Source organism: Phyllobacterium endophyticum (assembly GCF_003010935.1).
Classification (GTDB): domain Bacteria; phylum Pseudomonadota; class Alphaproteobacteria; order Rhizobiales; family Rhizobiaceae; genus Phyllobacterium; species Phyllobacterium endophyticum.
In genome coordinates this window covers 192354-215166 of the sequence record NZ_PGGN01000006.1, presented here as the reverse complement: position 1 = coordinate 215166, position 22813 = coordinate 192354, and the positions used below count along the sequence as shown (strand labels likewise).

10 protein-coding genes and 1 other RNA gene are annotated in these 22813 nt (G+C 58.1%); 8 read left to right on the top strand and 3 right to left on the bottom strand.

Annotated features, from left to right (window positions below):
• Positions 1–13 precede the first annotated feature (13 nt).
• A complete protein-coding gene (gene ligD / locus CU100_RS24070) occupies positions 14–2557 on the bottom strand; it encodes a DNA ligase D (RefSeq protein WP_106719162.1) in 2544 nt (847 codons plus the stop codon).
• 3 nt (positions 2558–2560) lie between these two features.
• Positions 2561–3409, bottom strand: a complete 849-nt coding sequence (gene ku, locus CU100_RS24065; protein ID WP_106719161.1) for a non-homologous end joining protein Ku — start codon at positions 3407–3409, stop codon at positions 2561–2563.
• A gap of 611 nt (positions 3410–4020) precedes the next feature.
• On the opposite strand from ku, the gene CU100_RS24060 reads away from it, so the two are divergent.
• From CU100_RS24060 to CU100_RS24040, 5 genes are all read left to right on the top strand, one after another.
• Positions 4021–6267 carry a DUF7507 domain-containing protein gene (locus CU100_RS24060; RefSeq protein WP_106719160.1) on the top strand — a complete coding sequence of 749 codons (2247 nt, stop codon included), beginning with the start codon at positions 4021–4023 and terminating at the stop codon, positions 6265–6267.
• On the top strand, positions 6264–12773 hold the full coding sequence (locus CU100_RS24055; protein ID WP_106719159.1) for a DUF7507 domain-containing protein: 6510 nt from the start codon (positions 6264–6266) through the stop codon (positions 12771–12773). The genes CU100_RS24060 and CU100_RS24055 overlap by 4 nt, the downstream gene beginning before the upstream one ends.
• An 859-nt stretch (positions 12774–13632) precedes the next feature.
• On the top strand, positions 13633–16470 hold the full coding sequence (locus CU100_RS24050) for a porin family protein (RefSeq protein WP_245419218.1): 2838 nt from the start codon (positions 13633–13635) through the stop codon (positions 16468–16470).
• 207 nt (positions 16471–16677) lie between these two features.
• On the top strand, positions 16678–18843 hold the full coding sequence (locus CU100_RS24045) for a type I secretion system permease/ATPase (RefSeq protein ID WP_106719158.1): 2166 nt from the start codon (positions 16678–16680) through the stop codon (positions 18841–18843).
• A complete protein-coding gene (locus tag CU100_RS24040; protein WP_106719157.1) occupies positions 18840–20324 on the top strand; it encodes an HlyD family type I secretion periplasmic adaptor subunit in 1485 nt (494 codons plus the stop codon). Before CU100_RS24045 ends, CU100_RS24040 begins: the two co-directional genes overlap by 4 nt.
• A 183-nt stretch (positions 20325–20507) precedes the next feature.
• Here CU100_RS24040 and CU100_RS24035 read toward each other — a convergent pair whose 3' ends face one another.
• Positions 20508–20954, bottom strand: a complete 447-nt coding sequence (locus tag CU100_RS24035; RefSeq protein WP_106719156.1) for a GNAT family N-acetyltransferase — start codon at positions 20952–20954, stop codon at positions 20508–20510.
• Positions 20955–21080: 126 nt separating this feature from the next.
• Here CU100_RS24035 and ssrS point away from each other — a divergent pair.
• The 3 genes from ssrS (at position 21081) to CU100_RS24020 (ending at position 22775) form a co-directional block, all read left to right on the top strand.
• Positions 21081–21237, top strand: a non-coding RNA gene (gene ssrS, locus CU100_RS24030) — 6S RNA.
• A gap of 60 nt (positions 21238–21297) precedes the next feature.
• A complete protein-coding gene (locus CU100_RS24025; RefSeq protein WP_245419217.1) occupies positions 21298–21885 on the top strand; it encodes a 5-formyltetrahydrofolate cyclo-ligase in 588 nt (195 codons plus the stop codon).
• A gap of 65 nt (positions 21886–21950) precedes the next feature.
• The gene (locus CU100_RS24020; protein ID WP_106719240.1) at positions 21951–22775 is read left to right on the top strand and encodes a TIGR00282 family metallophosphoesterase; all 825 of its coding nucleotides are present in this window, start codon (positions 21951–21953) and stop codon (positions 22773–22775) included.
• Positions 22776–22813 lie beyond the last annotated feature (38 nt).

Sequence of the window (22813 nt, the reverse complement as noted above, 5' to 3'; positions counted from 1 at the left end):
AGACAGGATTTGCTCAGGGCTTCTTCTTCGATTTTTCTATTGGAGCGGCGGCTGATCTAAAGTCCGCCCATGGATCCCGCTTGAGCGAGGCAAGCCGCGTCGGAGTGTTCAAGACCGTAAAATAAGCAGGCCCAATGCCCGGCGTCAGTTCGTCCCATTCCAGGGGCATGGAAACGGCCGCACCCGGGCGGGCCCGCGTCGAATAGGGTGCGACCGCGGTCATGCCCCGCTGGTTGCGCAGGTAATCGATGAGGATCTTGCCTTTGCGTTTCGACTTGGTGATGGTCGAGACATAGCGATCCGGACTATCGGAGGCCATGGAATCGGCGATAGCCTTGGTGAACGCCTTGACCTCGGGCCAGGCAGCCTTTGGCTTGACTGGCGCTACGACATGGAGCCCCTTGCCGCCGGATGTCTTGATAAAGGAATTCAACCCTGCACGTTCCAGCCTCTCGCGGGTTTCAAGAGCGCCCGCGATGACCTCGTCCCAGGCAACGCCGTCTCCCGGGTCAAGGTCCATGATGATCATGTCCGGGCGCTCCCAATTGGCGACAGTCGAGCCCCAGGGGTGAATCTCGAGCACCGCCGACTGGACGAGGCCGATCAATCCGTCGAGGTCATCGATGCTGATCAGTGGTTCGTCGTCGGTGTCCGTTGGGTCCTTCACCAGCACGATATTGGAGTTGAGGCCCTTCCAGGCGTGCTTCTGGAAGAAAGTCTGGCCGGTAATGCCTTCCGGTCCCCTAAGCAAGGCGAGTGGACGCCCAACGACAAACGGGGCGATGTATTTCCACACCTCCGTATAGTAATCGGCCAGCCCTTCCTTGGTGACGCCTTCTCCAGGCCAATATATGCGATCCGGATGGGTGAGTTTCACGCTTGACCTCTCGGGTGTCGCCGGAGCCCTGGTCTTCGCCGTTTCGCGCACGACCTCGCTGGCATCCTTGTCTTCGCGCAGGCCTCGGAAGGCAGCATGGCGGAGAATGTTGTCCGAAGTCCAGGTCCGGAATTCCACCTCGGCAACGAGTTGCGGTTTCACATAGCGCACCTGCCTTGCCGCCTCCGCGCTCAGGCGTTCGGCAAAAGGGCTCTCCGGAGTGCGGATCCGTTCCAGCTTGCTAAATAGGTCCTCGGCCACGGACGTGCTATAGCCCGTGCCAACGCGGCCCACATGCTCGAGTTTCTTGCCATTGTAAACGCCCATGACGAGCGAACCGATGGCTTTGCGCGACGTGGTCGAAGGTACATAGCCGGCAATGACGAATTCCTGTCGCTGCGAGCATTTGGACTTGATCCAGTCCTTGACCCGGCCGGAACGATAGGGGGCATCTCGCAGTTTCGACACGATTCCTTCAAGGCTGAGGCGGCAGGCGTGATCGAGTATGAGGGGGCCGTTCTCTTCGAAGTGTCCGCTATACCTGATCAGCCCTGGCGCTCCTGACACGAGTTTTTCAAGCAGCGCCTTGCGTTCAATCAGGGGCAGACCACGCAAATCGAAACCATCGAGATAGAGAAGGTCGAAGGTGTAGAAGACGAAGCGGTCGGTGCGATTGTCACTGAGGGCAGCTTGGAGCGCCGAAAAGTTCGAGGCTCCCCCGGCGGTCTCGACCACCACTTCGCCATCTATGAGGGCAGTGCCGACAGGCAGATCCTGAAAGGCGGCGACGATCTCCTTGCCGAATTTCTTGGTCCAGTCGAGGCCGCTGCGGGTGAAAAGCTTGACTCGTCCGGCTTCGATGCGCGCCTGCAGGCGGTAGCCGTCGAACTTGATTTCGTGAATCCAGCGGTCGCCGGTCGGTGGCTTCGGCGAAAGCGTCGCCAGCGTCGGTTCCACAAACGACGGTAGAGCCGTTTTTTTGGCGCCCTTCAAGCCGGAAGGATCTGGGATGTCCGGTTCCGCTGCCATGGCTGGTGATGTCTTGCCCTTGGCCGCCTTGCTCGACGATTTGCTCTTGCTGATCTTGCCGGTCTTGGATGACCAACCCGGTTGTTCGCCGGCGACATCCGCGATTTGGCGCCCGGTCTTCACCGACTCTGGTCGTTCTTCAAGAATATCCGGATCGCTTTCGGAGCGGGCTGCCTCGTCTTCGCCCTTGATCAGCAACCAGTTTTCACGCTTTTCCCGCGGCTTGCCCTGCATGCGCACAAGATGCCAGCGTCCAGACAGCTTTTCGCCATGTAGCTCGAATTCGAGATGGCCCTTCTGGTAGCCTCGATGCTCATCGAAGACCGGAATCCACGTCCCGCGATCCCAGACGATGACGGTGCCGCCGCCATATTCCCCCTTGGGAATCGTACCTTCGAAGTCGCCATATTCCAGTGGATGGTCCTCGACATGAACCGCGAGCCGTTTCTCACCCGGAACCAGGCTCGGGCCGCGCGTAACAGCCCAACTCTTCAATACGCCGTCCATTTCCAGGCGCAGATCGTAATGCAGCCGCGTCGCATCGTGTTTCTGTATGACGAAACTGTTCCCGGTCTTCCTGGCCTTGCGCCCCCGGGGCTCGGACGTTGTCTTGAAATCACGTTTCTTGCGGTATGTTTCAAGAGCAACCATGGACTAGCTCGCCTTCCTCCGTGCGGGCTCCGCTTTCGCCTTGCGGGCGGGGCCTTTCCTGGCGCTGGCTTCCTTCTTTCCGACACCGGCGCTCTGGCGCAGGGCTTCCATGAGATCCACGACCTTTTCGGATTTGGCCGGCTTCCTCTCCGGAAGAGGCTTGCCTTCGAGCTTTGCCCGCACAAGTTCCGCAAGCGCGGCTTCGTACCGATCCTTGTACTGGGACGGATCGAATGTTCCACGCTTGGTCTCGATAATGTGCTTGGCAAGATCCAGCATCTCGCCAGTAATCTTCATCTCGGGAACGTCGCTGAATGCTTCCCTGGCGGAGCGCACTTCATAGTCGAAATGCAAGGTGTTGGCGAGCAGCCCGCCATTGAAAGCGCGGATAAACAGCGTACGTTCGCGGCGGAACAGCACGGTCTGCGCGACGGCGACGGCATTCTTCTTGGCCAGACCGTCGCGGATAAGAGCGAAGGCCTCTTCGCCATGCTTGTCGCTCGGGGCCAGATAGTAGGGCTTGTCGAAGAAGACGTCATCCACATCATCGCATGACACAAACGCCTCGACAGCAAGCGTCTTGTCGCTCTCCGGCACTGCGGCAGCAATCTCGTCAGGCTCAAGCACGATGTAATTATTGTCGCCGACGGGGTAGCCCTTGACCTGGTCGTCCTTCTCTACCGGCTTGCCGTTGTCCGTATCGATGAACTGCCGATGCACCCTGTGTCCCGTTGCGCGGTTGAGCGTGTGGAAGGCTATTCTTTCGGAAGTTGAAGCGGCGGTATAAAGGGCAACGGGGCAAGTAAGCTCCGCTACTTTCAGAAAACCCTTCCAGTTTGCTCTTGGCGCCAACGCTAAACTCCCACGGCTCGTAACCAAATGCACTTGCGACGGATTGGTTCCTGGAGCCGTCAGCCTCCCGGACGCTCGACTGCCTGGGAATTCGTTTCGGTGACCGCCAGTTCCGGCAGTCCGTTTCGTCCTTTCCAGGTGAAGGCGACGGTAGCAATCTTGCCAAAGAAATACAACTTCGGCGGGAGACAGGCGCAACGGTCAAGCCAGATGGGTCTGAAGCCGACATCCGACCGAAATTATCCGCCGACATCAGGTGCCGGAGCAATCCGGGGAGGAATGTTTCGATGGCGGTATCGAGACAGGGCGGCAGGCGCGGTCAGGGGGTGCACGTATAAAGTGTGCGTTTTCAGGGTGGACGTCATGCTTTGTCTATTTTGGAAATACAATCGGCTACACATCGCTAGTTGCTGTATTTGACCTAACATGTTGAATTTAGGACTATTTTATCCGTAGCTGAAATATTTTTGTCCTTGACTGTAGTCCAGTGGACAAATATAGCAGGTTCATAGTTTGCCTTGTTTTTGATCATTTTGATTTTGCTGTTTTGAGTTAGTACTACTTAAAGTTGTATTTTAGCGCGACTGAATTTTGAAAAGACAGGTATTTCATTGACAACATATTGCGCCCGCCTTTCCAGCATCAAATGGCTGATTTGCCCCTTCATTTTTCTCGCGGTCGTCTTCGCATTGATCGCGGCAACCGCTCCCGCGTCTGCCGCCGAACTTAAGTTCAACGATTTAAAACAATCGGATTTTAGCGATGCCACCAGTGGTTCAAACAAGCGCGCCCTTTTCAAGAACGCAGGCACTGTCGGCGGGAAAAACGTAGACCTGGTGGCGAAGGCATCGACTGGAACGAGCGCCAATGAGTTTTCGGTTCACAATGATTTGAAAAAGCCAGGCATTGCCTCGATAATGGGCAAAGGCAGCGCCGCGATATGGGCCGATTGGTATATCTACGAGGCGGGAACCTACAATCTCGCGACCGATAAAGGCGGCGTAGCGGTCGAGGCGGAAGTCTTCGTTCAATATAACGATCTGGACGGCCCCAATCAGGAGCGCCTGTTTATTGAGCTATGCGCGCCTCCGGTCGAATTTGTCCGTATTTCCAGGCAATCCACGCTTCCGCGAGAATTCGGCACTGTGGCCGGGGTGGACAGCGTTTTCAGCGCCATCGGTGATAAAACCTATAGTAACGAGCCGACATCCGGAGCGGAAGTTTCCTATTCCAAGACCAGCGTTTTCCGCATGGGCCGTATCGGCGTCAATAAGCTTACGGTTGCCCTCGACGACCACAGCTACAAGGAATCCCAGTCGTTCGATCTCAAATGCTCGGATATGCGCAAACCTGCCGCCAAGGATGATCGCAAGGAGGCCGAGTCCGGAACGCCCGTCACCCTGCACATTTTGGAGAATGATGGAAACGAACTGGCAGGAGGGGCATTTTCGGTCAGTTCCGTGACAAGTTTCGCCAAAGGAACGGTAAGCCTCGTGCTGCCGTCAGGCGCGAGCAGTCCCGTCACGATCAAACGTGGAGAAGCGCTCGGGGACGCGATTACCGGCTTCACTGTTAAGGGTCAGGGCACGTGGACCTACGATGACCACACGGGTGGCTTGACCTTCAATCCGGAGGCCGGATTCCGCGGTTCGCCGACGCCTGTAGAATATACGTTCAAGAATGGCCTCTATGACAAAAGAAAACCGGCCACGACAGCTAATGGCGAATCTGGCAAGGCCCGCGTTACGATTCTATATCCTGATATCCAGCTCGTTAAAACCGCGACACCGCCCGCTGTGTTCGCTGTCGGCGCGCTTATCACCTATAAATTCAAGGTTTCAAATCCTGGTGCGTTTCCGCTGACGAATGTGCAGATAACGGACACGATGCCGGGTGTGGTCATCAAGGGCGAGCCAATTACGCTAGCCGCAGGCTCCAGGGACAAGCCGACAGTCGACGAGACGACCTTTACCGCTACCTATGCCCTGACCGATGCCGACCTCAAGAAGGCGGGTGGAACCCAGATCATCAATACGGCGAGCGCAAGCGGTAGCACGCCTGATGGCAAGACGCTTACAAGCTTGCCTTCATCGGCAACGGTTACGCTTCCCGCTTTGTCAGGTCTGTCAATCGAAAAGACATCCGGCGCTCCATCTGGCAGCAAGGCCGGCGACACGATCACCTATACGTTCAAGGTGGAAAACACCGGCAACGTGACTTTGACAGGGGTGAAGATCACTGACGACAAGCTAGGCAAACTTCCCGCATTCACGATCGGCACTCTTGCCACCGGCGTAAAGACGGTGACGGCGGTCTACAAGCTGACCGAGGCTGATGTAGCGGCCGGCAAGGTGGAGAACACTGCGACGGTCACCGGAACGCCGCCCCCCGGCAGTCCTCCCTTGCCCGAGCCAAAGCCCAGCACTGCGACCACCGGGATACCTTTACCCGGACTGATGGTCAAAAAGACGGCGGGAGTTCCCACCGGCAACAGGCTCGGCGACAAGATCACCTATACGTTCAAGGTGAAGAACACCGGCAATGTCACGCTGAAGGACGTGGTGCTTGATGAGCCGGGGCTGAAGATAGAGGGCCAGCTGCTTGAGCTTTCGCCGGGGGCGGAAGACGCTGCGAGCTTTACTGCGGTGCATGAGATCACGCAGGCCGATCTCGACAAGGGCAGGGTCGATGGCGCGGTGATTGCCGCGGGTACTTCGCCCGACAAGACGAGGGTGGCGAGCGCGCCGAGTGCGACAAGCGTGCCGCTTCTCGCGGAGGGCAAGCTTGAAGTCAAAAAGACTGCGGGAGTTCCACCGGCAACAGGCTCGGCGATACGATCACCTATACGTTCACGGTGAAGAACACCGGCAATGTGACGCTGAAGGACGTGGTGCTTGATGAGCCGGGGCTGAAGATAGAGGGCCAGCTGCTAGAGCTTTCGCCGGGCGAGGAAGACACTGCGAGCTTTACCGCAGTGCATGAGATCACGCAGGCCGATCTCGACAAGGGCAGGGTCGATGGCGCGGTGATTGCCACGGGTGCTGCACCCGACAAGACGAAGGTCGTGAGCGGCCCTAGCGAAACAACCGTGGGGCTTCTCGCGGAGGGCAAACTCTCGATCGTCAAGACGGCGGGCAAGCCCTCGGGCAATGTGGCGGGTTCGACCATTGATTATACATTCGTGATCAAGAACATCGGCAATGTGGCGCTGACAAATGTGAGCGCGACGGACACACTGCCAGGTGTTGTGCTGAAGGGCGGCCCCCTCGCCTCGCTTGCGCCGGGGGCGGAAGATACACAAACGTTCACGGCCACTTACACGCTGACGCAAAAAGACGTTGACGCCGGCAAGGTCGAGAATGTGGCGTCGGTTGCCGGAAAGCCGCCAGTCGGTGACCGGGTGACGGCGATATCGGCGCCGGTGACGGTCACCTTCGATCAGGTAAAAGGCTTGGCCATCGCAAAAGAGGCAGGAAAACCTTCAAACGGCTTCAAGGCCGACTCTGTTATTCCCTATACGTTTACGATCAGGAATATCGGCACTGTAACCCTGACCAACATAACACTCTCCGAATCGCTGAAGGGCGTCGATCTGAAAGGCGGCCCGATCGCTTCTCTGGCGCCTGGTGCTGAAGACAAATCCACGTTTACCGCCAGCTACGCTCTTACTCAGGCCGATGTCGATGCGGGGCAGCTGGAAAATTCCGCCACTGCCACCGGGAGCACGCCATCCGGCGAAACAACCACCAGCCTACCGGGAAAGACACTGACTATGTTTACCGGTGCGGCTCCTGACCTGATGTTGTTCAAGGATGCCGAAGGTCCGACGGTAATGGCGGTGGGAGGTGTGATTGACTACACGTTCACCGTCAAGAACACGGGTGACGTCACACTGACGAATATTGTTGTGGAGGACACACTTCCCGGCCTGGTGCTGACTGGCAAGCCGATTGCCAAACTCTCCCCTGGAGAAACCGAGAAAACCGCCTACACGGCGCAATATACACTTACTCAAGCGGATTTCGACGGTGGAATCGTATCCAATGAGGCGACGGCTACCGGTGTAACGCCTCAGGGCGACAAGTTCGCGAGCTTACCCTCAACTGTGGGCGTGACTTTGGACAAAAGTCCAGCGCTGTCGATCGTCAAGACGGCTGGCAAGCCTTCTGGCAGCACGCCGGGTTCGACCATCAATTATACATTCGTGATCAGGAACACCGGCAATGTCACGCTGAAGGACGTGGCGGTCTCGGACAAATTGCCGGGCATCGTGCTGAGCGGAGGGCCCATCGCCTTGCTTGCGCCTGACGCGGAGGATGCGAAGACATTCACCGCCATCTATACGCTGACGCAGGCCGATCTCGACAGAGGCGGGGTCGAGAATATGGCGAGCGTCACCGGCCAGCCGCCAGTCGGTGTTCCGGTAACGGCAACCTCGACGACGGTGACGTCAAAGTTCCCGGCGCTAGGCAAGCTTGAAGTCAAAAAGACGGCAGGAGTTCCCACCGGCAACAGGCTCGGCGATACGATCACCTATACGTTCAAGGTGAAGAACACCGGCAATGTGACGCTGAAGGACGTGGTGCTTGACGAGCCGGGGCTGAAGATAGAGGGCCAGCTGCTAGAGCTTTCGCCGGGCGAGGAAGACACTGCGAGCTTTACCGCAGTGCATGAGATCACCCAGGCCGATCTCGACAAGGGCAGGGTCGATGGCGCGGTAACGGCCACGGGTACTTCGCCCGACAAGACGAGGGTGACGAGCGCGCCGAGTGCGACAAGCGTGGCGCTTCTCGCAGAGGGCAAGCTCTCGATCGTCAAGACGGCGGGCAAGCCCTCGGGCAATGTGGCGGGTTCGACCATCGATTATACATTCGTGATCAAGAACACCGGCAATGTCACGCTGAAGGACGTGGTGCTTGATGAGCCGGGGCTGAAGATAGAGGGCCAGCTGCTTGAGCTTTCGCCGGGCGCGGAAGACGCTGCGAGCTTTACCGCGGTGCATGAGATCACGCAGGCCGATCTCGACAAGGGCAGGGTCGATGGCGCGGTAACGGCCACGGGTACTGCACCCGACAAGACGAGGGTGGCGAGCGACCCGAGTGCGACAACCGTGGCGCTTCTCGCAGAGGGCAAGCTCGAAGTCAAAAAGACGGCGGGAGTTCCCACCGGCAACAGGCCTGGCGACAAGATCACCTATACGTTCAAGGTGAAGAACACCGGCAATGTCACGCTGAAGGACGTGGTGCTTGATGAGCCGGGGCTGAAGATAGAGGGCCAGCTGATCGAGCTTTCGCCGGGGGCGGAAGACACTGCGAGCTTTACCGCAGTTCATGAGATCACGCAGGCCGATCTCGACAAGGGCAGGGTCGATGGCGCGGTAACGGCCACGGGTACTGCACCCGACAAGACGAGGGTGGCGAGCGACCCGAGTGCGACAACCGTGGCGCTTCTCGCAGAGGGCAAGCTCGAAGTCAAAAAGACGGCGGGAGTTCCCACCGGCAACAGGCCTGGCGACAAGATCACCTATACGTTCAAGGTGAAGAACACCGGCAATGTCACGCTGAAGGACGTGGTGCTTGATGAGCCGGGGCTGAAGATAGAGGGCCAGCTGATCGAGCTTTCGCCGGGGGCGGAAGACACTGCGAGCTTTACTGCGGTGCATGAGATCACGCAGGCCGATCTCGACAAGGGCAGGGTCGAAGGCGCGGTAACGGCCACGGGTACTTCGCCCGACAAGACGAGGGTCGTGAGCGACCCTAACGCAACAACCGTGGCGCTTCTCGCAGAGGGCAAGCTCTCGATCGTCAAGATGGCGGGCAAGCCCTCGGGCAACGTGGCGGGTTCGACCATCAATTATACATTCGTGATCAAGAACATCGGCAATGTCACGCTGAAGGACGTGGCGGTCTCCGACAAATTGCCGGGCATCTTGCTGAGCGGAGGGCCCATCGCCTCGCTTGCGCCTGACGCGGAGGATGCGAAGACATTCACCGCCATCTATACGCTGACGCAGGCCGATCTCGACAGAGGCGGGGTCGAGAATATGGCGAGCGTCACCGGCCAGCCGCCAGTCGGTGATTGGGTGACGGCGATATCGGCGCCGGTGACGTCAAAGTTCCCGGCGCTAGGCAAGCTTGAAGTCAAAAAGACGGCGGGTGTTCCCACCGGCAACAGGCCCGGCGACAAGATCACCTATACGTTCACGGTGAAGAACACCGGCAATGTGACGCTGAAGGACGTGGTGCTTGATGAGCCGGGACTGAAGATAGAGGGCCAGCTGCTTGAGCTTTCGCCGGGCGCGGAAGACGCTGCGAGCTTTACTGCGGTGCATGAGATCACGCAGGCCGATCTCGACAAGGGCAGGGTCGAAGGCGCGGTAACGGCCACGGGTACTTCGCCCGACAAGACGAGGGTCGTGAGCGACCCTAGCGCAACAACCGTGGCGCTTGCCTCAAAGCCTGAGATGGCGATCGCCAAGAAGGCGGACCGTACCTCGTTTGCAAAAGTCGGCGACAAGATCACCTATATTTTCACAATCACCAATATCGGCAATGTGACGCTGAGGAATCTCGTGGTCAGTGACAAGTTGCTGTCCACCTTGCCAATCTGCAGGGTCCAGCAGCTCGCGCCCGCGGCAGAAACAAGCTGCAGTGCAGATCATATCGTAAAGCAGGCCGATCTCGACACTGGAGCAGTGAGGAACGTCGCGACGCTGACTGGCGACGGTCCCGACGGGACACCGCTCATGCCGATAGAATCGGCGCCGGTGACAACAGTCGCGGACGTAGTATCGAAACTGACTGTCGAGAAAACGGCCGACGCTCCCGCAGTCGTCCAAGCCGGGAATACGATCAAATATACATTCGTCGTGAGGAACGAAGGCAACGTGACACTCTCGAATGTCACGGTCCAGGATACACTTCCCGGAGTTGTGCTGAAGGGCGGTCCGATCGCAGCCCTCGCCCCTGGCGAGGCGAATAGCACATCATTCAGCGCCACCTACGTCCTCACGCAGAAGGATGTTGACGCAGGCAAGGTGGTCAACAAGGCGACGGCCACGGGCACTCATAGCCGCAGACCTGTTGCCGGAGAAGGCCTCATCATCTTCGGTGAAGAACCAATCAAGAGTCCGGAAGTCACAGTACCGGTGGCGCTAGCCGCCGGTCCGGAACTTACGATCCTGAAGAGGGCGGGCGCGCCATCCGGCAATACGCCGGGGGCTACGATTGCCTACGATTTTGTTATTACGAATACCGGCAATGTGACGTTGAGCGACGTCACGGTGACCGACGCCCTGCCGGGCGTGCTTCTCAAGGGGCAGCCGATCAAGTCCCTCGCGCCGGGCGAAGTCAATACGACCGCCTACCAGGCAGTCTACACGCTCAAACAGAGCGATATCGACGCGGGTTCGGTTGAAAATACGGCCAATGTGAAGGCTAACCCGCCAACGGGCGTCCCGATCACAGCAATATCGCCAAAAGTGTCCACGCCTATCGTGGCCGCAGCGAAGCTCGATCTTCTCAAGAGTATAGGCAAGCCGAGCGGCAGGACGGCTGGTGCCAGCGTTCCCTACACATTCAAGGTCAGCAATTCGGGCAATGTCACGCTCGTCAACATTACGATCACCGACATTTTGCCAGGCATTGTCATCAAGGGCGGACCCATACCGGTTTTGGCGCCCGGGCAGACCGATACGACCACTTTTACCGCCACTTACATCCTTACTCAGGCGGACATTGTCGCCAAGCGCGTTCTCAACAAGGCGAAGGCCCATGGGCGCGTGCCCGCCAAAGCGCCGCCGAAGACAGCCATGTTTGTCCGTAAAGATGTTCCGATGATCGCCAGGTCCGTCGGAACTCCAGGCGAGTTGAACGGAGCTCCGATGCCGTTGCGGGCACCTGGAGATGAGGTATCGAGCGGAGGCGGGGAGGGTGGCGCTGCCCCGATTGATAGCGGCGAAAGCGCTGCCCTCTTGGAAATCGGGGAAGAGAATCCGGAACTGGACCTCGTCAAAACCGGGCGGTTCAACGATGAGAACGGTGACGGGCATGCCAATGCCGATGAGACGATCACATATCGGTTCGTGGTCGGCAACAAGGGTACTGCAACAATTCACGACGTGTCCGTCGTCGATGAGGGTCCGGTCTTCAACGGTCGTCCGGCACAGAATAAATTGTCGCGCCGCGAACCCGTGTCGGCTTCGATAGAACCGGGCAAGAACCAGACATTCACAGCCACTTACAGGCTGGGTCAGGATGATATCGACGCGGCGGCGTCCCTCGAAGGAGGGGTCAAGAACAAGGCGACTGCCCAAGGATACAATGGTGATGGTGCGACGAGTACTCTGTTCCATTCACCGGAGAGCTCGTCCGTCATCGATCTCCCGGCAGCCGATGGCAAAGACGTCTCCATCACGAAACAGGCCGGCTTGCGCCAAATCCGGCGAGGCGAAAAAGCTCCCTTCACCATCAAGGTGGTCAACAACAACCTCGGTAATGTCGGCGCGATCAGCGTAACCGACGTGCTGCCATCAGGCTTCCGCTATGTGGAGGGCTCCGCAACCGTAAATGGTGTCGCGGCAATCCCTGTCATTCTTGGTCGAAATGTCCGCTTCGATAACCTGCGGTTGGGCCCCAAGGCTGACCTGACAATCCGCCTGCAGATGCTTGCCTTGAGCACGGCAGAACCTGGAAAACACACCAACCGGGCACGTGTAGACGAAGCTGGCGGCGGCCAATTGGCGCCTGAAGCCGGTGCCACAATCGAAATCATCATCGATCCGGTTTTCGACTGCGGCGATATCGCCGGCAAGGTCTTCGATGATGTGAACAATAATGGCTATGCCGATCCTGACGAGCCGGGCCTTCCGGGTGTGCGGGTCGCCACCGTCAAGGGTCTGCTGGTTACGACCGACAAGCATGGCCGCTTCCATGTTGCCTGTGCCGATCTGCCGGACAAGCGCATTGGCTCCAACTTCATCATGAAGCTGGATCCACGCACCTTGCCCACCGGCTACAGCGTGACGACGGAGAATCCGAGGGTGATCCGCCTGACGGCCGGCAAGATGTCAAAGCTCAATTTCGGTGCCTCGATCGGCCATGTCGTGCGGCTTGATCTGACCGATGGAGCCTTCGAAGACGGCACGACCGTCCTGAAAATGGAATGGAGCGACAGCTTGGACGGACTGGTCGAGGTCCTGAAGGCGCAACCTTCAACCTTGCGCATTTTCTATCTTGTCACCGTCGCCAGAAAGCTCGCGGAGGAACGCCTCGCAGAGATCGGAGAGGATATAGGGAAACGCTGGAAAGCGGCCGGAGGAACTTATGAGCTGAACATCGAGACACGCACGGAGGCAGATCAATGACCAATTATCTTGCCAGTCCAATGTGCCGTGCCATGTCCCGCCGACCGTCCGGTAACACGCGCGGCATGCTCGCCGGGTGTGTTTCGATGGTGTTTGCCAGTCTTCCAGCCGTTGCGCAGGAAAGGGACGGAAGCTCCATTCCGTTCTCCATCAGTGTCGACGGCGAGCCCCTCGCCAAAGGTGGCACGCTTCGGCAAGGACCCACGAAAGCGGCGGCAGCCGCGATCGGCAATCAGCGGCGCAAGACGGACGTTGGCCTTGCTGCTGTTGACATCCAGGTCAAATTCGATGGCCTCGACGTCAGCCCCATGCTGAACATATCGACGATACCGGTACGCCGCGCGTATCTTCCGGGCGAGACCATCGATTTTCTCGCCACGGCAAATTATCCGGCGTTCATCAGAAACGCCGAGATACGAATCTTCGAGGATTCCGAGGAAGTTGCGGGCAAGCCCGTCGTCATCGTTCCCGTTGCCGTCAATGGCGAGGCTTCCTGGACCATGCCGGCCAAGGAGGAGAAGGAGAAGCGGTTCAAGTATGTTCTGCGTGTCTATGATGCCGATAGAAGGTATGACGAGACCTTGCCGCGAACTCTGGCGCGAACGAGCAGTGAATTACCCCAGCAAGAGACGAATACCGGCCGGGTGGGGGCAGACGAAGGCGCGGTCACTGCACCCGGAATGGGGGAAGACAACACCGCCCTGCGCAATATTCCGGTCCACGGCGGCGCGGTGACCATCTTCGGGCGGCATGTACCGGAGGGTTATTTGGTCAAGGCGCTTGGCGACACGATCCCCGTCGATCGGGAACATGCATTCGTGGTTCAACGTACTTGCCGGCCGGCAACCACGAGGTGGACGTGGCAGTATCAGGTATTTCAAAAAGTGGCGGACTGGCGTTCAGCCGGCGTATCACGATACCTAGAAACGAATGGTTCTATGTCGGGTTGGCGGACCTTACGGTCGGCAAACGCTTTGGAGACGACAATATAGAAACTGTACGTCCAGGGGAATATGATGACGTCTATGCCAAGGGACGGCTGGCCTTTTATGTGAAGGGCAAGATCAAAGGCAAATATCTGCTGACTGCCGCAGGAGACAGCGCCGAAGACGATCTCGACAACATGTTTCGCGGCCTCGACGCAAAAGACCCGCGCAACCTGCTGCGGCGCATCGATCCCGATGATTTCTATCCCATTTATGGCGATGATTCGACCGCGATCGATGACGCGCCGACCAACGGCAAATTCTATGTCCGGCTGGATCGCGGCGACAGCCATGTCATGTGGGGCAACTACAAAGCGTCGATTACCGGCAATGAATTCATGCGCTCGGACAGGGCACTATATGGGGCCAGCGGAGTTTACCGCTCCGAAAAGACGACCACGTTCGGTGAGCGACAAACCGAAGCCACGGTTTACGCTGCTGAACCAGCTACGCTGCCGCAGCGCGATGAGTTTCTTGGCACCGGTGGCTCCGCCTATTTCATGAAGCGCCAGGATATTACTATCGGCTCCGAAACGGTCAGCGTGGAGGTGCGCGATCAGGTAACCGGGCAAGTCATGGAACGACGCACCTTGCGCTATGGCGAAGACTATTCCTTCGACTATCTGCAAGGAACGCTGATCCTGAAGCGGCCGCTGTCTTCTTCTATCGGCACTGCTGCTCCGGTTCGTGAGGGGGCGCTCGGTGGAAATAAACTCTATCTCATATCACAGTATGAGTTTACGCCGACCGCGGGAACCATAGACGGTTATGTTTATGGCGGCAGGGTTCAACACTGGTTTGCCGACAAGCTTCGCATTGGTGCAACCGGCATGAACGAGAATACCGGTCTCGCCAACCAGCAGGCCTACGGAGCCGACATCCAGATAAGACACTCTGAACAGACCTTCATCGAGGCGGAGGTCGCCCGCTCCAAAGGGCCGGGATTCGGCACATCGCGTTCGACCGATGGCGGGTTGACCCTAAGCGACGTCGGCACGACCGGTACGCGCAATCGCGCGGCAACGTCCTGGCGCGCCAAAGCTCAGGTGGATCTAGAGGATATCGCCGCCGACGGCTTCAGTGGCATAGTTGGAAGCTACTACGAGCAGAAAAACGCAGGGTTCTCGACGATCTCGGAACAGGTTTCGGTGGATGAGCGCCTTTGGGGAGCCTTTGCCAACATAGAACTGAGCAAAGCTCTCAATCTTGATCTCAACTATGACGATTACCATGAAGGGAGCGGGCGAAGCGATATCGACGATCGGGAGATTGGCCGCCGGTCGAAACGCAAGGGTGCCGGTGCGGTCAGCTGGCAACTGAACGAGTATTGGAAAGCCTCCTTTGGCTTGACCTATAGCGCATTGCAATCACCCATTGCTCGCGCGACGCGCAAATCCGGGTACAATGGATCGCGCCTCGACACAGGCGCCCGGCTGGAATATCAACCGGACGACGACCACACTTACTATCTTTTTGGCCAAGCTACACTATCACGTGCCGGCGATATCAACCGGAATGACCGCGCCGGTGCCGGCACCGTCTATGAGCTTACGGAGAAGATCAGCCTTAGCGGCGAAGTGTCCTATGGAAACCAGGGCTTCGGGGGATTGGCGGGCATCGACTACCATCCGACGGCCGATGACAGTTACTATCTCGGATACCGGCTGGACCCGGACCGTTCCTTCGGCCTAGACAGGAGCTATGACCTGGTAGGAACCGATCGAGGTACTCTGGTCCTTGGCGCAAAGCGCAAATTGAACGATACGCTATCGGCCTATGCGGAACGCAATTACGATTTGTTCGGTGCGAGAAATTCGCTCACCCAAACCTATGGTGTCGTCTATACGCCTGACGAGGCCTGGACCATCGACGGAGGGTTCGAGGCGGGGATCGTCGAGGATGATACGATCAATCCAAATGACGGTTTGGAGAACTCGGATTTCGAGCGGAGGGCCGTTTCGCTGGCGATCGGTTACAAGGATGAAGAAAGGATCACGGCGCGTCTGCGCGGCGAGGCCCGTTTCGAAAACAGCGATGATGACAGTCGGGATGCCAACACCTATCTGGTCGCAAGCGGCCTTAGCTGGAAAACCTCGGAGGACTGGCGGCTGCTTGTCAGCGTGGAGGCTGTTTTCTCGGACTCCGACAGGAAAACCTCCTTTCGCGACGGCGATTATACAGAAGCGTCTTTCGGCTACGCCTACAGACCTATCGCCAATGATCGGCTCAATGCATTGTTCAAGTATGCGTGGCTACGTGATACACCGGGCGAGGATCAGGTCAGCGCGATCAGTGGCGACGAATATGGTCCGTCCCAGCGCAGCCATATCCTCTCGGCGGATGCCAACTATGACCTTTATCCATGGCTTACGATCGGCGGCAAATACGGCTTTCGCATCGGTGAGACCCGGCAGCGTCAGGACGACGATCGGGAAGTCTTCTCTGGCTGGGAAAAATCTTCGGCGCACCTCGGGATCCTTCGCGCCGACCTGACTTTCGTCAAGAGCTGGGACTTTCTCGTCGAAGGGCGTGTGCTGGCAATGCCGGACGCCGGCACCACCGACTATGGTGCCTTGCTCGCTCTTTACCGGCATGTCGGCGACAATTTCAAAGTCGGCGTCGGCTATAATTTCGGTCAGTTCTCGGAGGACCTGCGCGATCTTACGCTGGATGATCAGGGCGTCTTCCTCAATGTCGTCGGCAAGTTCTGAATCTGGCCGGTAGTTCAATCCTGAGTTGCGAGCGTCAGATTACGGGATTTTGGCGCCGCGACTTCCGGTTTTCTCCATCTATGGACATGTTGCAACAAGAGTGATATCGGCAGAAATCCGGTGTTTTCCGGCACTCTATCTTGCTGCTCTATTACAATTTTTATTGCCTGACACGTTGTACTCAAAGAATATTATTGGTGATCCTTCATGGATGATGCAGACATTGATGTCTCTCCCGCGACCGCAGAAGACTATGCACCCGACACCGGGCTGATGGCGCTTTCAACTATCGCGGGTTTCTATCGTATCGCAACACAGCCCGAGACGCTGGCGCGTGAACTGGCACTGAGAGCCCACGCACGGCAAACGGATATTGTCAGGGCAGCGCTGTCGATCGGCCTCAAGTCGCGTATGGTAAGCGTGCGCGGGACAGACCGGCTCAAGACCTTGCCCGTTCCCGCCGTCGCCTGTCTTGACGACGGAAGCTTTGCCCTGCTGGTCGGGTCTTCGGAAGACGGCTTCAAACTGATCAATCCGATCGGCTTCACCTCAAAAATCATTGGTGCCGCGGAACTGCTGGCGCTGACGAACGGCGAATTCATCCTGGTTCAGCGGCGGTTCGCCGGCGCTGGCGCCTCACGCGAAAGTTTCGGCTTCCGGTGGTTTCTGCCATCGATCTGGCGGTACCGCAAAGCGTTCGGACATGTCTTGGTCGCCTCGCTCTTCGTTCAGCTGTTTGCTCTTGTGACCCCACTGTTCTTCCAGGTCGTCGTCGACAAGGTGCTGGCGCATCGCAGCTACTCGACGCTGATCGTACTCGTCTTCGGTCTGGCGGCTATCGGTCTCTTCGATGTCGTCCTGCAATATCTTCGAACCTACGCACTTTCACACACGACCAACCGCATCGATGTCGAGCTTGGCCGCAGGCTCTTCCGGCATCTTCTCAATTTGCCGCTCAGTTATTTCGAAACGCGGGCAGCCGGCCAGACTGTCGCGCGGATACGTGAGCTCGAAACGATCCGCAACTTTCTCACCGGCCAGGGACTGTTTTCCGGCCTGGATCTGGTCTTTACATTCGTCTTCATCTTTGTGCTGTTCTGCTATTCGACCAAGCTTGCCTGGATTGTCGTCGCGTCCATTCCCTTCTATCTCGCCATCGGGTTCTTCATTCGTCCTTTCCTCAAGGAGCGTATCGACGAGAAATTCGATCGCGGGGCATTCAGCCAGCAATTGCTGGTCGAGACCGTGGTTGGCGTGCAGACGCTGAAGGCCTCGGCTGTCGAGCCGGTCGTGGCCGCCGAATGGGAGGAGCGGCTGGCGGCCTATGTGCGCTCATCCTTCGCGGCGACCATGCTCGCGGCGAAGGGCCAGAATGCCATTCAATATATCAGCAAGATCACCAGCGCCGCCCTGTTATTGTTCGGTGCGCAAGCCGTCATCAATGGAGAACTGACGGTGGGCGCGCTCGTTGCCTTCAATATGATTGCCGGCCAGGTTTCCCAGCCCATTTTGCGGCTGTCACAGCTGTGGCAGGATTTCCAGCAGGTTCAGGTCTCGATCTCTCGGCTCGCCGACATTCTCAACGCTCCGCAGGAACCACGCCCGGCAACGCCGATAAGCCTGCCGGCACCGAAGGGCGCCATCGTCTTCAAATCCGTGACGTTCCGCTACAACCCCGATAGCCAGGACGTTTTGAGGGATATCGGCATTTCCATCCGTCCTGGAGAGGTAATCGGCATCGTAGGGCCTTCCGGTTCCGGTAAATCGACCCTGACCAAGCTCGTGCAGCGCTTCTATATCCCCAATAACGGCCAGATATTCATCGACGGCCAGGACATCGCGCAGACCGATCCCGCCTGGCTGCGAAAGCACATCGGCGTCGTTCTGCAGGAGAACATGCTGTTCAATCGCACGGTGCACGACAATATCGTGCTCGCAAACCCTGCCATGTCGCGTGAAGGTGCCATGGCAATGGCTCGGCTTTCGGGAGCGGACGAGTTCATCTCGAAGCTCCCGCGCGGCTATGACACGCTGATCGAAGAGCGCGGCGCGAACCTTTCGGGTGGTCAACGCCAGCGGCTGGCGATCGCCCGTGCGCTTGCAACCAATCCGCCAATCCTGATCCTGGACGAAGCCACGAGCGCGCTGGACTATGAAAGCGAGCGCATCGTGCTCGCCAACATGCAACATATCGTGCGTGGCCGCACCGTCATCATCATTGCCCATCGCCTGGCCTCCGTCCGTCATTGCAACCGCATCGTCGGCATGCGGGACGGGCGCATCGTCGAGGAAGGCACGCATGAGAGTTTGCTGACGCGGGAAGGCGGGCTTTATGCGCACCTGTGGAAGCTGCAATCGGGAGGCAAGGAATGAACGTTCAAGCCAAGCCGCAGGCCATGGCGCCGGCGCGCCGTGCGCCGAAGCGCCTGTCCGCGGACAATGAATTCCTGCCTGCGGCGCTCGAGATACTGGAAACGCCCGCATCGCCGGTTCGCACCGCCATGATCTGGTTCATCTGCGTTCTGGCGGTCGGCGCACTTGCCTGGACCTGGTTCGGCAAATTCGACATCGTCGCAACGGCACAGGGAAAAGTGCAGCCGGCAGGGCGCGTCAAGGTCATCCAGTCGATCGAGATGGGTAAAACCATCGCGATACCCGTGACAAACGGAACCAAGGTCAAAGCCGGCGACGTGCTGGTCGTGCTTGACGATACGGAAATAAGGGCAGAGGAAAACGCCAGTCAGACCAACCTTCAAGCCTCTCGCGCCGAAGTTCTGCGGCGCAAGGCGGTTCAGGACACGGTTGCCGGCTGGCTCAAGCAGGCAATAACGGGCGCTGGCCGCAACGGCACCGGCTTGCGGCTGGTATTTCCGCCAGACATGCCGGACAATATCGCCACGCGCGAACAGCTCAACTACGATGCGGATATCTCGCAGCTCGCATCATCTCTCGATAATCTCGATGCACAAAGTGCCCAGCGCCGGGCAGAAATCCGCAGCCTGGACGAAACCATCACTGCGCAAGGGAATTTGGCGAAAACTCTGGCGGAGCGCGTTTCGATGCGCTCGGAACTCATCGCTTCGCAAGCCGGATCAAGGGCGCAGGTCATCGACGCGCTGCAGCAGCTGCAGGAAGCCCAGGCGACACTCGCAAGCCAGAACGGGCAGCGCGAAACCGCCCGCACTGCATTGAACGTGGCTGTCAGCGAGTCCGCGAAGGTGATCCATACATTCGTAGCGGACAATATCGAAAGAATGTCGGCTGCCGAACGGCAGGTCGATGAATTGACGCAACAGACGATAAAACTGAAAAAGCGCAGGCAATCGATGTCGATCGCAAGCCCGGTCGCAGGAGTGGTGCAGGCGTCGGCCATCACCACGGTGGGTCAGGTGGTTTCCGCTGGAACCGAGCTCATGCGGATCGTTCCGGAGGATGCAGCCCTCGAAATAGAGGCCTATCTGCCGAACCACGATATCGGGTTCGTCAAGGCAGGGCAGGATGCTATAATAAAAGTCGAAGCGTACCCGTTCACCCGCTACGGTATGATCGAAGGCCAGGTCCTGCGCGTCGCTACGGACGCCATCGCTGAGCCCGACGCCCAGCAAGTGGAGGCAGAGGCCGCCAAGGAACTCCAGAACACAATCCCCACCGGCAATGCACAACGTGTTCAGAACCTGGTATTCCCCGTCACCATCAAGCCCGGCAAGACCACCATCGATGTAGATGGCAAAGCCATGCCTCTATCGGCCGGGATGGCGGTTACCGTGGAAGTCAAGACCGGCAAGCGCCGTATTCTCGAGTATCTGTTCTCGCCGCTGGCCGAGATCTCGTCCGAGGCAATGGGCGAACGGTAAGCAATGGCTGCCAGCGAGAAGCTCGTGTCGATTGATGTTCAAAGCGGCACAGTAGCGGGACGGAACGCCAATATTGTGAGGGCCGGGAAACGGTTGCAAAGTTAACGTGTGGATCGCTTGACAGAAGAGGTTCTGTCTCAGCTCCTATCCTCGACCGTTTCAGATCCTTCGCAGTTCCAGATGTTAAACCGCCTTCACATACTTGATGAAAGGCGTGACCTTGGCGATCCTGTCATATAGTTGCCGTGCCGTCGTATTGTCCTTATTCGTCATCCAATAAACAGAATGTGCGCCGGCTTTGATCGCCTCGCCATGCACGGCTTCGATGAGTGCGCGGCCAACACCCTTGCCGCGCACCTGCGGATCGGCATAAAGATCCTGCAGATAACAGACATCCTCGATGCTCCAATTGTGCCGGTGAAACAGGTAGTGAGCCAAGCCTACCGGCTTTGCCTCAAGGCACGCAATGAATCCGCGGTACTCATTGCCGGCGCCTGAGATCAGTCGCGCGAAGGTCGTCCGGTAGACTTCCTCCGCGACGGTCGTCTCATAGAAGGCGAGATAGCCCGCCCAAAGCCGGCGCCATTCGGCTTCATCGGATTTCTGCAAAGGGCGAATTTCAACGCTCATATTCGTTCCTGTCTTCGTCTCCCTAGAGCCGCGCGAGATTAGGGTTGACACTTAATGCGCGCAAGAGGCTGAAATTAGCCAACAACGCCACTGGTGCAATCCCACCAACCATCCTATATTTGCACTGGCGCTCTGCGCTTCTCGACAGGAGAGACATATTCCCCGGGGCCTTAATGATCCCTTAGGGAGCTGTCCCTGAGGAGGCCCGTGGGCTTCTTCACACGGCACCCACCTACTTTGTAGGTTCCCGGGATCGACTTCTCCATCGGTTGTGTGGACGCCACTTTCAATTTGTGCTCATCCCGAGCTGGCCTGGCTGCCGGCGCCTCATGAAGTCACCTGCGTGCAGCATCTCTCCAGCATCAAACAACTTAAGAAGAAATTGAGGCTCGAGGCTCTCGGCCGACGCGATGCGTTACCCGTCGACTATCGCATCGACGCGTCCCTTCGTATTGCAGATACCGGAACGGCTTCCCTGACTTTTGCTCCGGGAACCAGCGTTTCAGGTTTTTGGCCGATCCGTTCTGAAGTGGATCTGCGGCCTTTGCTTTTCCATATGCGCGAAAAAGGTGCACGGCTGTGTCTTCCCGTTATTATCGACAAACGAACAATCCTTTTTCGGGAACTTGTGCGCGGCGCGCCGTTGGTCGAGACGGGATTCGGTACGATCGGACCGCCCGAGGACGCGGCAGTTCTCGATCCGTCGTTGATGCTGGTTCCACTTGCTGCTTTCGATGAGCGCGGTCACCGGATCGGTTATGGCGCGGGCTATTATGACAGGGCAATCGCGCGGCTGAAGGACGCTTGCGTCAATCCGCGATTGATAGGCGTGGCATTCAACTGCCAGGAGGTAGAAGTCGTGCCGGACGAACCGCACGATGTTCCGCTGGAGGCGATCCTGACGGAAAGCGGCTTGCGCAGCTTTGACTAGACCGATAAAGCCAGTCGACAATCATGAGCCCCGAAGGGACGGGCGCTCTCACTCAGGATGTGCGCGTGAGATTACTTTTTCTTGGTGACATGGTGGGCCGCTCGGGCCGGACGGCCGTTTATGAGCAATTGCCTGGATTGATAGCCGACCTCAATCTCGACTTCACTATCGTCAATGGCGAGAATGCCGCTGGCGGCTTTGGCATCACCGAAGAGATATTCCACGATACGATCAATGCCGGTGCCGATGTCGTCACCACCGGCAACCACGTTTGGGATCAGCGCGAGGCACTGGTCTTCGCCGCACGCGAACAGCGGTTTCTGCGGCCGGCGAATTTCCCGCTTGGGACGGCGGGAAAAGGCTCTGGCGTTTTTCTCGCCAGGAATGGCGCGCGTGTGCTTGTTTCGAATATCATGGGGCGCGTCTTCATGCATCCCGATCTACATGACCCCTTTACGGTCGCCGAGGAAATATTGGCCGCATGTCCGCTCGGCGAGCAGGCTGACGCGGTGGTCTTCGATTTTCACGCCGAGGCGACCAGCGAGAAACAGTGTTTCGGCCACTTTGTAGACGGCCGTGCCAGTTTCGTCGTCGGCACCCATACGCATGTGCCCACGGCAGATGCGCAGATCCTGAATGGCGGAACCGCCTATATGTCCGATGCGGGCATGTGCGGCGATTATGATTCCTCGCTCGGCATGGACAAGGAAGAGCCGCTTAACAGGTTTCTTTCGAAGGTGCCGAAAGGCCGGTTCGAGGCTGCCAGCGGCAAAGCGACAATCTGCGGGGTCGGCGTCGAGATTTCCGACCGGACCGGTCTGGCCGAGAAGATCGCGCCCTTGCGTCTTGGCCCGAGACTTGAAGAAACTATCCCATCATTCTGGAAATGAGTTGACCGAACCGCGAACGCTCACCTAAGTCGTGTCAT